15 protein-coding genes are annotated in these 13,657 nt (G+C 68.4%); 7 read left to right on the top strand and 8 right to left on the bottom strand.

Annotated features, from left to right (window positions below):
* The first annotated feature begins 89 nt into the window (after window positions 1–89).
* The 3 genes from ABD357_RS16770 (at window position 90) to ABD357_RS16760 (ending at window position 2,212) form a co-directional block, all read left to right on the top strand.
* Window positions 90–1,022, top strand: coding sequence for an alpha-E domain-containing protein (locus tag ABD357_RS16770; RefSeq protein ID WP_344390941.1), 933 nt, complete (start codon window positions 90–92; stop codon window positions 1,020–1,022).
* Window positions 1,023–1,029: 7 nt separating this feature from the next.
* A complete protein-coding gene (locus ABD357_RS16765) occupies window positions 1,030–1,872 on the top strand; it encodes a transglutaminase family protein (protein WP_344390939.1) in 843 nt (280 codons plus the stop codon).
* A 64-nt stretch (window positions 1,873–1,936) separates the two neighbouring features.
* Entirely contained in the window at window positions 1,937–2,212 is a 276-nt protein-coding gene (locus ABD357_RS16760) for a DUF1876 domain-containing protein (RefSeq protein ID WP_344390937.1), read from the top strand.
* Between the two features lie 124 nt (window positions 2,213–2,336).
* Here ABD357_RS16760 and ABD357_RS16755 read toward each other — a convergent pair whose 3' ends face one another.
* Window positions 2,337–3,440: a sugar ABC transporter substrate-binding protein gene (locus ABD357_RS16755; protein WP_344390935.1), complete on the bottom strand. Its 1,104-nt coding sequence runs from the start codon at window positions 3,438–3,440 to the stop codon at window positions 2,337–2,339.
* A gap of 241 nt (window positions 3,441–3,681) precedes the next feature.
* Here ABD357_RS16755 and ABD357_RS16750 point away from each other — a divergent pair, with 241 nt between their 5' ends.
* Window positions 3,682–4,254: a dihydrofolate reductase family protein gene (locus ABD357_RS16750; protein WP_344390933.1), complete on the top strand. Its 573-nt coding sequence runs from the start codon at window positions 3,682–3,684 to the stop codon at window positions 4,252–4,254.
* Window positions 4,255–4,321: 67 nt separating this feature from the next.
* Here ABD357_RS16750 and ABD357_RS16745 read toward each other — a convergent pair whose 3' ends face one another.
* Both ABD357_RS16745 and ABD357_RS16740 read right to left on the bottom strand, forming a co-directional pair.
* Window positions 4,322–4,690 (bottom strand): hypothetical protein, encoded by a 369-nt coding sequence (locus ABD357_RS16745; RefSeq protein ID WP_344390932.1) that lies wholly within the window; start codon window positions 4,688–4,690, stop codon window positions 4,322–4,324.
* A 38-nt stretch (window positions 4,691–4,728) separates the two neighbouring features.
* Complete coding sequence (locus ABD357_RS16740; protein ID WP_344390930.1) at window positions 4,729–5,181, bottom strand: helix-turn-helix domain-containing protein; 453 nt, start codon at window positions 5,179–5,181, stop codon at window positions 4,729–4,731.
* A 242-nt stretch (window positions 5,182–5,423) separates the two neighbouring features.
* Between ABD357_RS16740 and ABD357_RS16735 the strand changes: the two genes are divergently transcribed.
* Both ABD357_RS16735 and ABD357_RS16730 read left to right on the top strand, forming a co-directional pair.
* Complete coding sequence (locus ABD357_RS16735; protein ID WP_344390928.1) at window positions 5,424–5,552, top strand: hypothetical protein; 129 nt, start codon at window positions 5,424–5,426, stop codon at window positions 5,550–5,552.
* On the top strand, window positions 5,539–5,793 hold the full coding sequence (locus ABD357_RS16730) for a hypothetical protein (RefSeq protein ID WP_344390927.1): 255 nt from the start codon (window positions 5,539–5,541) through the stop codon (window positions 5,791–5,793). The genes ABD357_RS16735 and ABD357_RS16730 overlap by 14 nt, the downstream gene beginning before the upstream one ends.
* Before the next feature lie 72 nt (window positions 5,794–5,865).
* Here ABD357_RS16730 and ABD357_RS16725 read toward each other — a convergent pair whose 3' ends face one another.
* The 5 genes from ABD357_RS16725 to dnaK all read right to left on the bottom strand — a co-directional run bounded on the left by ABD357_RS16725 (window position 5,866) and on the right by dnaK (window position 10,812).
* A complete protein-coding gene (locus ABD357_RS16725) occupies window positions 5,866–6,381 on the bottom strand; it encodes a hypothetical protein (protein WP_344390926.1) in 516 nt (171 codons plus the stop codon).
* Between the two features lie 114 nt (window positions 6,382–6,495).
* Window positions 6,496–6,945, bottom strand: a complete 450-nt coding sequence (locus tag ABD357_RS16720) for a heat shock protein transcriptional repressor HspR (protein ID WP_165341470.1) — start codon at window positions 6,943–6,945, stop codon at window positions 6,496–6,498.
* A gap of 7 nt (window positions 6,946–6,952) precedes the next feature.
* Window positions 6,953–8,143, bottom strand: coding sequence for a molecular chaperone DnaJ (dnaJ, locus tag ABD357_RS16715; RefSeq protein WP_344390924.1), 1,191 nt, complete (start codon window positions 8,141–8,143; stop codon window positions 6,953–6,955).
* Window positions 8,144–8,218: 75 nt separating this feature from the next.
* Window positions 8,219–8,944 carry a nucleotide exchange factor GrpE gene (grpE, locus tag ABD357_RS16710; protein WP_344390922.1) on the bottom strand — a complete coding sequence of 242 codons (726 nt, stop codon included), beginning with the start codon at window positions 8,942–8,944 and terminating at the stop codon, window positions 8,219–8,221.
* Window positions 8,941–10,812, bottom strand: a complete 1,872-nt coding sequence (gene dnaK, locus ABD357_RS16705; RefSeq protein ID WP_344390921.1) for a molecular chaperone DnaK — start codon at window positions 10,810–10,812, stop codon at window positions 8,941–8,943. The genes grpE and dnaK overlap by 4 nt, the downstream gene beginning before the upstream one ends.
* 480 nt (window positions 10,813–11,292) lie before the next feature.
* Between dnaK and ABD357_RS16700 the strand changes: the two genes are divergently transcribed.
* Complete coding sequence (locus tag ABD357_RS16700; RefSeq protein WP_344390920.1) at window positions 11,293–13,584, top strand: (Fe-S)-binding protein; 2,292 nt, start codon at window positions 11,293–11,295, stop codon at window positions 13,582–13,584.
* Window positions 13,585–13,657: the final 73 nt, after the last annotated feature.

Below are 13,657 nucleotides of genomic sequence, written 5' to 3'. Positions count from 1 at the left end.
GGAGTTGCTGTGCTGGCTTGGCTCTCGCTCAGCACGCCGGAGATCGTGCCAGGCGTCTCGTGGGCGGTCGTTCGCCATGGAGGTTCACGGTGAACGACGTGATCCTCTCCCGCATCGCCGAAGCGCTGACCTGGACGGGCCGGTACGTCGAGCGGGCGGACGCCACAGCCCGCATCCTCGACGCGTATCTGCACCGGCTGCTGGAGGACCCCTGGCGGGACGAGGACGTGGCCTGCCGCTCGCTGTACGCGATCCTCGGCGTCGACGCGGGCGACACGCGCGTGGACATGCAGCAGGTACTGGACCAGCTGGCATTCGACGCCCGCTCGACCTGCTCCATCGAGGGAGCGCTGGGCGCCGCCCGCCTCAATGCCCGCAGCGCCCGCGAGGCGGTCTCCTCGGAGATGTGGGAGTGCCTCAACTCCACCTGGCACGCCCTCGCCGACCAGCGCATGGCGGCCCGCCGCACCGGCCCGTACGCCTATCTCGAACTCGTACGCCGCCGGGCCGCGCTCTTCTTCGGCCTGGCCGACTCGACGATGAGCCGCGACGACAGCTGGCGTTTCGTGGTCCTCGGCCGGAGCCTGGAACGGGTGGACATGACCGTACGGCTGCTGTCCGTACGCGTCCTGGACGCTCCGCACGCGCCGGACTGGCCGACGCTGCTGAGCGCGAGCGGGGCGGACGAGGCGTACGCGCGGGTGTACGGCGGCTTCGGGGACACGGCCCGCGTGGCCGAATTCCTCATCATGGACCGGGAGTTCCCGCGTTCGGTGCTGCACGCTCTGACCACGGCGGAGGAGTGCCTGGCCGCGCTGGGGCGCCCGCGCCAGGATCCGGCGCGCCGCCCGATAGGCCGGATGCGCACGCGGCTGGAGTACCAGGACTCAACAGCTCTCGAAGACGTACTCCCGTCCCTGCTCCGGGAGTTGCAGACGTCCTGCATGGCTTCCGCCGAGGCGGTCGCGGAGAAGTTCTTCCCGTACCAGGGGCCCGTCGAGTGGGCCCAGGAAGGAGCGTGAGTACGCCATGACGCGCAGACTCCGCATCCGGCACACCACGAAGGTGTCGTACGCCCAGGCCGCGGTCTCCTCCCACAACGAGGTCCGCATGACGCCGCTGACGCTCCCGGGCCAGACCACGCTGGACGCCCGCGTACTCGTGAACCCCTCCACCCCGACCTGGTCGTACTGGGACTACTGGGGCACCCAGGTCACCGGCTTCGACCTGATGGAACCGCACGCGGACCTGATGATCACGGCGGTGAGCCTGGTCGAGACGGCCCCGCCGGGCGGGCTCCAGGCGGCCCCGACCTGGGCGGAGGTGGCCGAACTGGTCGCGAACTCCCGCCTGTTGGAGTACGCGGCGCCGACATCCCGTACGACCATGCCCGACGCACTCGTCGAGCGGGCCCGCACGGCCGCGGCCGGCCTCGACCCGCACGAGACGGCGGTGGCGGTGTCGTCCATGGTCGCCGACCACGTCAGGTACATCCCCGGCTCCACCGGCGTGAACACCGCTGCCGCCGAGGCCTGGGAACAGGGCGCGGGCGTCTGCCAGGACATCGCGCACCTGACGGCGGGGCTGCTGCGTGCCCTCGGTCTGCCCACCCGCTATGTCTCCGGCTACCTCCACCCCGACCGCGAGGCGGAGCTCCACCGCCCCGTCGAAGGCCAGAGCCACGCCTGGGTCGAGTACTGGGCGGGCGACTGGACCGGCTACGACCCCACCAACCGCGTCCGCGTCGACGAGTCCCACGTGGTCGTCGGCCGGGGCCGCGACTACGACGACGTCACCCCGCACAAGGGGGTGTACCGGGGAGTGGCCGGAGGGCCACCGGAGGTGACGGTGGAGTTCACGCGGGTGGCGTAAGAGGGGCAGGCGGGCGGATCCTGATGGTGGTACCAGTAGCCGGCCGTCTCCGGAGGTGATCGCGATGACGCACACGGCTGTCGGATGGCACGTGGAGCTGGAATTCGAGGAGGACGACCACCGCACCCGCGCCGCCGCCCTCGTACGGCTCCGTGATGGAAGCGAGGTACGAGCCCACGGCTACGCCAAACGCCACCCCTCCGACTCCAACCAGCCGAGGGTGGGCGAAGAGGTGGCAGGAGCCAGGGCCCTGAACGAACTGGCCATGAAACTCCTGACCAAGGCCCACGACGAAATAGACGAGGCCTCGGGCCGGACGTCACATCCGCTGAACGCGTGACGTGGGGACGGTTGCGATGCCGTCCCGGTGAGGGCGGGACCATCCGGCTCCCGCCCCCGTCTCCTGCTCGAAAGCCGGGGCCCAACTTCTTCAGGCCGAGCTCCTACTTCTTCAGGCCGAGCTCCTACTTCTTCAGGCCGAGCTCCTTGCAAGCCGCCTCGTACTTCGAGGTGCAGATGTCCGAGACCTTGTAGATGCCGTCGTCGATGACCGTGTCCTGGATGTTGTCCTTCGTCAGGGGGGAGACGAGGACGAGGTGGGCCGGGACGTTCTCCGTCGTCGGGCTGTCCACCTTGGCGCGGGTGAGGGCGTCGAACTCGATGCCCCAGCCGTGGGCCACGGCCACGGCCAGCTCTGCGGCGGTCTCGGCCTCTTCGGGGTAGGGCTTGTACACGCTCATGTACTGCTCGCCGGAGACGATGCGCTGCACCGCCTCGAGTTCCGCGTCCTGGCCGGTGATCGGCGGCAGGTCGGTCACGCCGGCCGCCTTGAGCGCGGAGACGATGCCGCCCGCCATGCCGTCGTTGGCGGAGTAGACCCCGTCGATGTTCTCGGCGCCGATGGAGGAGATCGCGGCCATCATGTTGGCCCGCGCGTTCGACGGCTTCCAGTCCTTGGTGTCGTACTGCTTGGCGATGGTCACCTTGCTGCTGAGTTCGGCGAGGGCGGCCTTCTTGAACTGGGCCGCGTTCGGGTCGGTGACCGCACCGTTCATCATGACGATCTTCTCGGACCTGCCGCCGTCCAGGACCTCGGCGAGCGCCCGGCCCTGTACCTCCCCGACCTGCTGGTTGTCGAAGGAGATGTACGCGTCGATGGGGCCCTCGGCCAGCCGGTCGTACGCGATGACGGGGATGTCCGCGTCCTTCGCCTTCTGTACGCCGTCAGCGATGTCCTTGGCGTCCACCGCGTCCAGGAGCACCACGTCGACCTTGTCGTCGACCATCCGCTGGAGCTGCTTCTTCTGCTCGTCGGCGTCCTGTTCGGCATTGGCGTATACGACCGTGCCCTTGCCGTTGGTCAGCTCGTCGACCTTCTTCTTGATGATGGGGTGGTCGAACTTCTCGTAGCGCTGGTTCGCCTTCTCCGGCAGCAGCAGACCCACCGTGATGTCGTCGCCCTTGGTCGGCTTCGCCGATCCGCCCTCAGCGCTGTCCTCGAGCACACCACATGAGGCGAGCGAGAGAGTCATGGTGGACACGGCCAGGGATATGGCGATACGACGCATACGGCTGATCACTTCTGGTGCCTTCCGAACGAGACCGCAGTTTTGCGACCCAGGTGACAAAAGGCAACGCGGGAGTGTCAAATGCGTCAAGGAATTCTGGCTAACGAGATCACAACAGCACTCTGCGTGGCTGTTGTGAAGACACAGAGGTGAAGATCTGGAGGACCGGCGGGCGGAGGTGGAGCATGCGTGATGGCCTGGCCATCGGCAGTTCACCGACCGCGAGTCCCGGGAGATTCTGATGCGCAAGATCACGTTGGGTATGTCCGTGTCCCTCGACGGCTTCTTCGCGGGCCCGAACGGCGAGCTCGACTGGCATCTGGTCGACGAAGAGGTGCACCGCCACCACAACGAGCGCATCAAGCCGATGGGCGGCTTCCTGAACGGGCGGGTCATGCACGAGCTGATGGTCGGCTACTGGCCGACCGCCGACGAGGACCCCTCGGCCACGGAGCCCGAGCGCGAGTTCGCGGCCATCTATCGGGACATGCCGAAGATCGTGTACTCCCGCACCCTGGAGCCGGGTCCCGCCGACTGGAACACGACCGTCGTGCCGGAAGTCGTACCCGAGGAGGTCAGGGCCCTCAAGGAGCAGCCCGGCGGCGACCTCGGAGTCGGCGGCGCGGAACTCGCGGCGGAGTTCCGCCGCCACGACCTGATCGACGAGTACTGGCTCTACGTCACCCCGGTCATCCTGGGCCGCGGACGCCCCCTCTTCCCGGAGTCGGACGCCACCACCCACCTGCGCCTCGCCGGGACCCACACCTTCGGCAACGGCGTCGTACTCCTGCACTACGAGCGGTCCGGCGCCTGAGCGCTCCGCTGGAGAACGGTGATGCTGTATCGACGTGCGGCTCCGCCGCGGGCGCGGGCCTCCTGAGTCAGTCCCAGCCGTGTCCGTCGTGTCCTTCGTCCGGCGGGCGTTCCGGGAAGCGGAGGAGGCGGGCCGGCGGGACCGGGAAGTGCTCGCTGTCGGGGTGCTGGCGTCGGACGCCGTCGTCGGTACGGGAGTTGGGGCTGGACTCGGTGCGGGCGTCGGCGCCCGGCGGTTCGGTCGCGCGGGCGTGCTCGTGCCAGCCGGCGCGGAACCAGTTCAGCTGCTGCCGTTGCAGCTCCTCCTCGGTGAGCACGCGCACGCCCTCCGGTCCGGCCGCCCGGACCTTCTCGCCGAGTCCGATGAGCAGTTCACCCACCAGCCTGGAGACGCGTTCCGCCTCGTCACCCCGGCCGCCGCCGCCCGGATTCCCCATGCCGCACTCCCTCGACTCCCTCGCGCTGCTCCCTCGCGTCAACCGCCCTCCGGCAGGAACTGCCTCGCCACCTTGGCGAACAGCTCCCGCAGTTCGGGCGGAACACCCATCCTGCGAGCCGCCTCCTCGGGACTCAGCGCCGTATGGCCGTCCCCGGCCGCGGGGTGTCCGGCGCCCGCGACGACCGGCAGGTCGTCCTCCGTCAGCCGGCCCGAGCGGATGAGCATCTCGCGCAGCGGCACGCCGAGTACGGCCGCGATACGCCGCATCGTCTCCAGGTCGGGCATGGACTGACGCTGCAACAGCCTGCTCACGGCGGCCCGATGCACCCCGGCATCGTCGGCGAGCTTCGAACGACCGCCCCCACGCGGGCTGTCGATGTCGTAGCCATGGCCGCGCAGCAGCTCCTCGATCCAGCCGGCGAACTCGTCGAGCCCCTCGGCCCGGTATTTGCGATCTGTGTGGGCATCGGCCCGTGAGCTGGAACGCATATGTCCGCTCTCCCCTCGTCGCGCGGACAACGTACCGATCGCACTCGCACCAAGGTGTGTGCGCGCTCGCGCGTAACTGTGGAGATTCGGCAACCGCCGTGACGTCAGCGGCAGTTGGCGTAGGGCCTGGAGCGTCACCATCGCGCCCACCTCCACGGAGGGTAGTCACTTGCGTACGCGCTCGCACCATGCAAGTCTATTCGCTCGCTCCCCGTCATCGAACATATGTTCCCACACTCGGGGTGAAGAAGAGCGGAGAAAGCAGAGGAGAGAGGAGCGCCACGATGACCGATGCCACGCGCAGAACGTTTCGTACGGACCGGCTGCTGCGCGAGGACGCCGGGACGGAGGCCGACCATGACGACGACTGAGGCCGACGAAGTCGCACTGGAGCTGGAACGCCTGCGCCGCTCGGTGGACGTCGGCTTCGCCACCACCCGTGGCGACCTGGCCCTCCTCCTCCAGCGCGCCGACCAGACCGACAAGACCCTCGACGAACACGAAACCCGCCTCGAGGCCCTGGAACGCGCCCGCTGGCCCCTGCCGTCCCTGGCAGCCCTCACGTCATGCGTCGCCCTGGCGGTGACGCTTTGGCAGGCGGCGGGGCGGTAGGCCCGCGATGCGGGAAGGAGCCGGCGGGTTCAACTCCCCGACTTCTTCCCGTGGTCGGACCGCTCAGGCCACTTACGGAAGTCGACTCACCTCAATCCACTCCCGCAGCAACCCCTCCCGGTCCGCCGCCCGAGGCGACCCGTCCTCCCGGGCCCGCCCCCACTGGGCCATGGCGGCCAATGTCGCCCGCAGCGTGGCCTCGCCCGCAGTCAGATGGGACAGGAGCGCCAGCGAGAGGTCGTACTCCTCCTGGGAGTAGCCGGACGCCGCCGCGTACGCCGTCAACTCGGCGTCCTTGTCGGCCGTTTCGATGGATACCGTCATCGCGTGCGGCCGGTCCGAGCCTCCCAGGCCGACCACCGTCAGTGCCATCTCCACCAGCACGCCCACCTGGTGTTTGAGGGACTTCACCGGAACGTCCCCGACGGTCAGCGCGCGGACGTCCTCCCACGGCCACAGGCCCGACTGACGCTCGCCGAGGACCACGACCCCTTCCGGCGTCAGCCGCACCCCGGAGGCAAGCCCGGACGGCTTCGCCCCCACATACACATCGCCCTCGGCGATCCAGAACAGCCCCACCATGGCCATGGGAAAGCTCCATTCCCCCGGTGAATCCAGTAGATCTCGTAGATGGTCCCAGCACGTGAAGGGGCCCGGAGGCTCAGGCGAGCCTCCGGGCCCCTTCACGCTGTTGTGCCGTCCCTAGTCCGACTGCTGGCGCTTCGGGCGCCAGACCACCAGCGCGCTCGTCTGCTGGACGTCCTGGTACGGGACCAGGTCGCGGCGGTACGAGGCGTGGACCGCGGCCTCGCGTTGCTGCATCGCTGCGGCGGCGCCGTCCAGGGCCGCTTGCAGTTCCGCTACGCGGGACTGCAGGGCGGCGACCTGGTTCTCCAGTTCGATGATGCGCTTGATACCGGCCAGGTTGATGCCCTCGTCCTGCGACAACTGCTGGACCGTGCGCAGCAGTTCGATGTCGCGGGCCGAGTAGCGCCGGCCCCGCCCGGCTGTGCGGTCGGGGGAGACCAGGCCGAGACGGTCGTACTGGCGCAGGGTCTGGGGGTGCAGACCGGAGAGCTGGGCCGCCACCGAGATGACGTACACCGGAGTTTCCTCGGTCAGCTCGTACGGGTTGCGTCGACGGCCATCCATGGTGTCCTCATGCTCCCTTCGCCGCCTGGAACAGCTCGGCCCGCGGGTCCTCACCCGCGGTCGCCTCGCGGTACGCCTCGAGCGCGTCACGCGCCTTGCCCAACACATCCTTGGGAACCGCGACCTCGACGGTGACCAGCAGGTCCCCGCGGGTGCCGTCCTTGCGGACCGCGCCCTTGCCGCGGGCGCGCATCGTCCGCCCGTTGGGCGTGCCCGGCGGCAGTTTCAGGGTGACCGGCGGCCCGCCCAGAGTCGGCACCCGGACCTCCCCGCCCAGCGCCGCCTCGGCGAACGTCACCGGGACCGTCACCGTGAGATTGTCGCCCTTGCGGCCGAAGACCGGGTGGGCGCCCACATGCACGACGACGTACAGGTCGCCCGCCGGACCGCCCCGTTCACCCGGAGCGCCCTTGCCGCGCAGCCGGATCCGCTGGCCGTCGCTGACGCCCGCGGGGATCCGGACCTGCATCGTGCGCGACGACTTGGCCCGGCCGCTGCCCTTGCAGATCTCGCAGGGGGTCTCCGCCATCAGACCGCGGCCCTTGCAGTCGGGGCACGGGTCGGTGAGCGAGAAACCGCCGCCCGAACCGCGCGCCACCTGCCCCGTGCCGACGCACGTCGGGCACACGCGCGGTGTGCCGTTCGCGTCGCCGGTGCCCGAGCAAGCCTTGCAGGGCGACTGCGAGGACATCCTGAGGGGGACCGTCGCGCCCTCGATCGCCTCGGTGAAGCTGAGGGTGACCTCGGACTCGATGTCCTGGCCGCGCCTGGGCTGTACGCGCGTAGTACCCGAGCTGCCCCGGTTGAACAGGCCCCCGAAGACGTCACCGAGCCCACCGCCGAAGCCGCCGCCGGCACCGCCCGCCCCGCCCTGGCCGGGTGCGCCTCCGAAGAGGTCGCCCAGGTCGAAGTTGAAGGTGCCACTGCCGCCGGCGCCGGGCCCCGGCCTGAAGCCGCCGTTGCCGAAGAGGGTGCGCGCCTCGTCGTACTCCTTGCGCTTCTTGGGGTCGCCGAGGATGTCGTTCGCCTCGGAGATCTCCTTGAAGCGCTCCTCCGCCTTGGCGTTCCCCTTGTTGGCGTCCGGGTGGTACTCCCGGGCGAGCTTGCGGTACGCCTTCTTGATCTCGGCCTCGGTGGCGTCCTTGGGGACGCCGAGGACCTTGTAATAGTCCTTCTCGATGAAGTCCTTCGTGCTCATCCTCGACGTCCCTCCTTCCTTCTCACGCGCCGTACGGTCCGTACGTTCATTCGTACGCCCCGTACGTCGCCGAAGTCAGCCCTCGTCCGGGCCACCGTTCTCCTTGTCGTCGGCCGGCGACTGCGACGAATCCGCCTCGTCGGCCTTGACGGTCTGCGCGCCCGGCTGCGGTTCGGCCACCGCCACCCGCGCGGGGCGGATGGTGCGCTCGCCGAAGCGATACCCCGGCTGCAGAATCGCCACGCACGTCGTCTCCGTGACGTCCGGCGCGTAACTGTGCATCAGGGCCTCGTGGATCGTCGGGTCGAAGGGCTCGCCCTCCTTGCCGAACTGCTGGAGGCCCAGCTTCGCCGCGACGGTCTCCAGCGACTCGGCCACCGACTTGAAGCCGCCGACCAGTTCGCCGTGATCCCGCGCGCGGCCGATGTCGTCGAGTACGGGCAGGAGCTCGGTCAGGAGGTTCGCGATGGCGATCTCCTTGACCTGGATCCGGTCCCGCTCGACCCGGCGGCGGTAGTTCTGGTACTCGGCCTGGAGCCGCTGGAGGTCCGCCGTGCGCTCACCGAGCGCCGTACGCACCTGGTCCAGCTGCGCCGTCAGGGCCGCCGTCTGCTGTGCTGCCTGCTGGGCTGCTGCCGCGTCCCCGGCCGGGGCCGCCCCCTCCTGAGGGGCGGCCTTCGGCTCCGCGTCATCAGGGGTGGCGCCGGAAGGGACGTCGGGCTGCTGCTGAGGCTGAGCCTGCTGCGGCTGTTGAGGCTGCTGCGGCTGCTGCTCGTCGAAGCCCGGGGTCTCCTCCGTCACGCGGCACCGTCCTTCCGGTCCTCGTCGACGATCTCGGCGTCGACGACGTCGTCGTCGGCCTTGGCCTGCGCGCCACCGTCGGCGGCATCCTGAGGACCGCCCGGACCCTCCGGACCGCCCGCGGCCTGCGCGCCCTGAGCATCGGCGTACATCGCCTGGCCCACCTTCTGCGAGACCGCGGCGACCTTCTCGGTGGCCGTACGGATCTCGGCGGTGTCCTCGCCCTTGAGCGCGGTCTTCAGCTCCTCGACTGCGGTCTCGACCTCGGTCTTGACCTCGCCGGGGACCTTGTCCTCATTGTCCTTGAGGAACTTCTCCGTCTGGTAGACGAGCTGCTCGCCCTGGTTGCGGCTCTCGGCGGCCTCGCGGCGGGCGTGGTCCTCCTCCGCGTACTTCTCGGCCTCCTGGCGCATCCGGTCGACCTCGTCCTTCGGCAGCGAGGAGCCGCCGGTGACGGTCATCTTCTGCTCCTTGCCCGTGCCCAGGTCCTTCGCGGTCACGTGCATGATGCCGTTGGCGTCGATGTCGAAGGCGACCTCGATCTGCGGAACACCGCGGGGCGCCGGCGGCAGACCGGTCAGCTCGAACATCCCGAGCTTCTTGTTGTACGCCGCGATCTCGCGCTCGCCCTGGTAGACCTGGATCTGCACGGACGGCTGGTTGTCCTCGGCGGTGGTGAAGATCTCGGACCGCTTGGTCGGGATCGTCGTGTTCCGCTCGATGAGCTTCGTCATGATGCCGCCCTTGGTCTCGATACCGAGGGACAGCGGGGTCACGTCGAGGAGCAGTACGTCCTTGACCTCACCCTTGAGGACACCGGCCTGCAGCGCCGCGCCGATGGCGACGACCTCGTCCGGGTTGACGCCCTTGTTGGCGTCCTTGCCGGCGGTCAGGTCCTTGACCAGCTCTGCGACGGCGGGCATACGGGTGGAGCCACCGACGAGAACGACGTGGTCGATCTCGCTCAGCTGAATGCCGGCGTCCTTGATGACGTTGTGGAACGGCGTCTTGCAGCGCTCCAGGAGGTCGGCCGTCAGCTGCTGGAACTGGGCGCGGGTGAGCTTCTCGTCCAGGTGCAGCGGGCCTTCGGCGGACGCGGTGATGTAGGGCAGGTTGATCGAGGTCTCCGTGGAGGACGACAGCTCGATCTTGGCCTTCTCCGCGGCCTCACGCAGGCGCTGGAGGGCCATCTTGTCCTTGCCCAGGTCCACGCCGTGGCCACTGGCGAACTGCTTCACCAGGTAGTCGACGACGCGCTGGTCCCAGTCGTCACCACCGAGGTGGTTGTCACCGTTGGTGGCCTTCACCTCGACGACGCCGTCGCCGATCTCGAGCAGCGAGACGTCGAAGGTGCCGCCACCGAGGTCGAAGACGAGGATCGTCTGGTCGTCCTTGTCGAGGCCGTACGCCAGGGCGGCGGCCGTCGGCTCGTTGACGATCCGCAGGACGTTCAGGCCCGCGATCTCGCCGGCCTCCTTGGTGGCCTGGCGCTCCGAGTCGTTGAAGTACGCCGGGACGGTGATGACCGCGTCCGTGACCTTCTCGCCCAGGTACGACTCCGCGTCCCGCTTCAGCTTCTGCAGGATGAAGGCGGAGATCTGCTGCGGGTTGAAGGGCTTGTTGTCGAGCTCGATCTTCCAGTCCGTGCCCATGTGCCGCTTCACGGAGCGGATGGTCCGGTCTACGTTGGTGACCGCCTGGCGCTTGGCGACCTCGCCGACGAGCACCTCGCCGTTCTTGGCGAAGGCGACGACGGACGGCGTGGTCCTGGCGCCCTCGGCGTTGGTGATGACGGTGGGCTCACCGCCCTCCAGAACGCTGACGACCGAGTTAGTCGTGCCCAGGTCGATGCCGACCGCACGTGCCATTGTGATTCCTCCAGCTGACTTGAGTGGAACGGACTCAAGTGTGCACGACGCTGGACGCTGGGTCAAAAGGGGTGAGTCTGCCAGGCTCAACTTTTATATGAACCTTACCTTCAGGAGCCGGTTTTTCGCCTACGGGGCGGGGGCGTTGGGTTCGTCTGGCGACTGCGGGTAGTGGTGGGTTGCTCGCGCATTTCCCCGCGCCCCTAAAGGGCCTGCGGCTCCGGGGGCGCCCCGTTAGGGGCGCGGGGAACTGCGCGACCAGCCACGACGGACCCGCAGTCGCCCATGAACCTGGTCACACCACCCCCATGGGCGAACCCGCGGAGCGCTGAGGCAAGCCTCAGCGACGCAGATCACCGCGCGGCTGGCTACAGTGCGGCGGAAGATATGGGTAGTCTCAGACGGACCGCATAAGTTACCGCTTAGTAATGACCTTCGAGCCGAGCTCGAAGACCCCTCGCAGGCCCGAGGAGCCCCGAAATGCAACTCGCCGCGATCGTCGTGTCGATGGTCCTCATGACAGTCGGCGTCGCCCTGTTCGGCCGTGCCATCCTGCAGATCTTCCGCTTTGTGATGCTCGGCCAGCCCCTCCCGGCCGGCGCCCGGACCAACGACCCCGTCCTGCGCACCATCACCCTGGCCAAGGAGTTCCTCGGCCACACCAGGATGAACCGCTGGGGCGTCGTCGGCATCGCGCACTGGTTCGTGGCGATCGGCTTCTACACCCTGCTCCTGACGATCGTGAACGCCATCGGCCAGCTCTTCAAGGCCGACTGGTTGCTGCCGGTCATCGGTGACTGGGCGCCGTACAACGTCTTCGTCGAGTTCATCGGCACGATGACGGTGGTCGGCATCCTGGTGCTGATCGCCATCCGGCAGCTGTCCAGGCCGGGCAAGGCGGGCCGCAAGTCCCGCTTCGCGGGCTCCAACACCGGCCAGGCGTACTTCGTCGAGACGATCATCCTCATCGTCGGCGTCTGCATCTTCATGCTGCACGCGCTGGAGGGCGCCCAGCACCACGTCGAAAGCTACGAGGCCTCGTTCTTCATCTCGTACCCCGTGGTCTCGGCGCTGGAGGGGCTGGACCTCTCCACGCTCCAGAACCTCACCTACCTCTTCGCCGGCGTGAAGATCGCGGCCTCCTTCATCTGGATGATCACGGTCTCCCTGAAGACCGACATGGGTGTGGCCTGGCACCGCTTCCTGGGCTTCCCGAACATCTGGTTCAAGCGCAACGCCGACGGCTCGACCTCGCTGGGCGCGCTGCTGCCGATGACCTCCGGCGGCAAGCCCATCGACTTCACCGACCCCGGCGAGGACGACGTCTTCGGCGTCTCCCAGGTCGAGCAGTTCTCCTGGAAGGGCCTGCTGGACTTCTCCACCTGCACCGAGTGCGGACGCTGCCAGTCGCAGTGCCCCGCCTGGAACACCGGCAAGCCCCTCTCGCCCAAGCTGCTCATCATGTCGCTGCGCGACCACGCGCACGCCAAGGCCCCGTACCTGCTGGCCGGCGGCGGCAAGACCATGGAGGGCGAGGAGAAGGCGAGCGAGGAGCAGTTGAAGGACGTTCCCGCCGCCGCGCTCGCCGAGGCCGAGCGGCCGCTCGTCGGCACCCTCGAAGAGAACGGCGTCATCGACCCGGACGTGCTCTGGTCCTGCACCACCTGCGGTGCCTGCGTCGAGCAGTGCCCCGTCGACATCGAGCACGTCGACCACATCGTCGACATGCGCCGCTACCAGGTGATGATCGAGTCCGCGTTCCCGAGCGAGGCGGGCACGATGCTCAAGAACCTGGAGAAGAAGGGCAACCCCTGGGGACTCGCCAAGAAGCAGCGCCTGGAGTGGACCAAGGAGGTCGACTTCGAGGTGCCGGTGGTCGGCAAGGACATCGAGGACCTGTCCGAGGTCGAGTACCTGTACTGGGTCGGCTGCGCGGGCGCGCTGGAAGACCGCGCCAAGAAGACGACGAAGGCCTTCGCGGAACTCCTCCACATCGCGGGCGTCAAGTTCGCGATCATGGGCGGCGACGAGAAGTGCACGGGTGACTCGGCGCGGAGGCTCGGCAACGAGCCGCTGTTCCAGGAGCTCGGCATGGAGAACGTCTCCGCGCTGAACATGGCGTTCGGCGAGGAGATGGACGACGAGGGCAACTTCACCGCGGAGTCGAAGAAGCCGAAGTCCGCGAAGAAGATCGTCGCCACCTGCCCGCACTGCCTCAACACCCTCGGCAACGAGTACCCGCAGCTCGGCGGCGACTACGAGGTCATCCACCACACCCAGCTGCTCCAGCACCTCATCGACGAGGGCAAGCTCATCCCCGTAACCCCCGTCGAGGGCCTGATCACGTACCACGACCCCTGCTACCTGGGCCGCCACAACAAGATCTACACGCCCCCGCGCGAGATCATCGGCAAGGTCCCGGGCCTCAGGAACGAGGAGATGCACCGCCACAAGGAGCGCGGCTTCTGCTGTGGCGCCGGTGGTGCGCGGATGTGGATGGAGGAGCGGATCGGCAAGCGCATCAACGACGAGCGTGTTGATGAGGCCCTTTCGCTGAACCCCGACATCGTGTCGACGGCCTGCCCGTTCTGCCTCGTCATGCTGACCGACTCGGTCAACGGCAAGAAGAACGACGGCAAGGCGAAGGAGTCCATCCAGGTCGTGGACGTGGCCCAGTTGCTGCTCGACTCGGTCAGGACACCGGTCGACGACGAGCCGCCGGCGGGCGAGACCGAGTCGGAGAGCGAGCCGGAGCCGCAGCCGGTGAAGTAGCGGCTCAGGTAACGGCAGCCCGACGGCAACGGGTACGGCTGGATAACGAAGCACCCCATGTCCCTGGTTCAAA

Source organism: Streptomyces vastus (genome assembly GCF_039532825.1).
In the GTDB taxonomy this organism is placed as follows: Bacteria; Actinomycetota; Actinomycetes; order Streptomycetales; family Streptomycetaceae; genus Streptomyces; species Streptomyces vastus.
The sequence above is the reverse complement of the archived record's forward strand: the minus strand, read 5'-3'. Positions and strand labels throughout refer to the sequence as shown.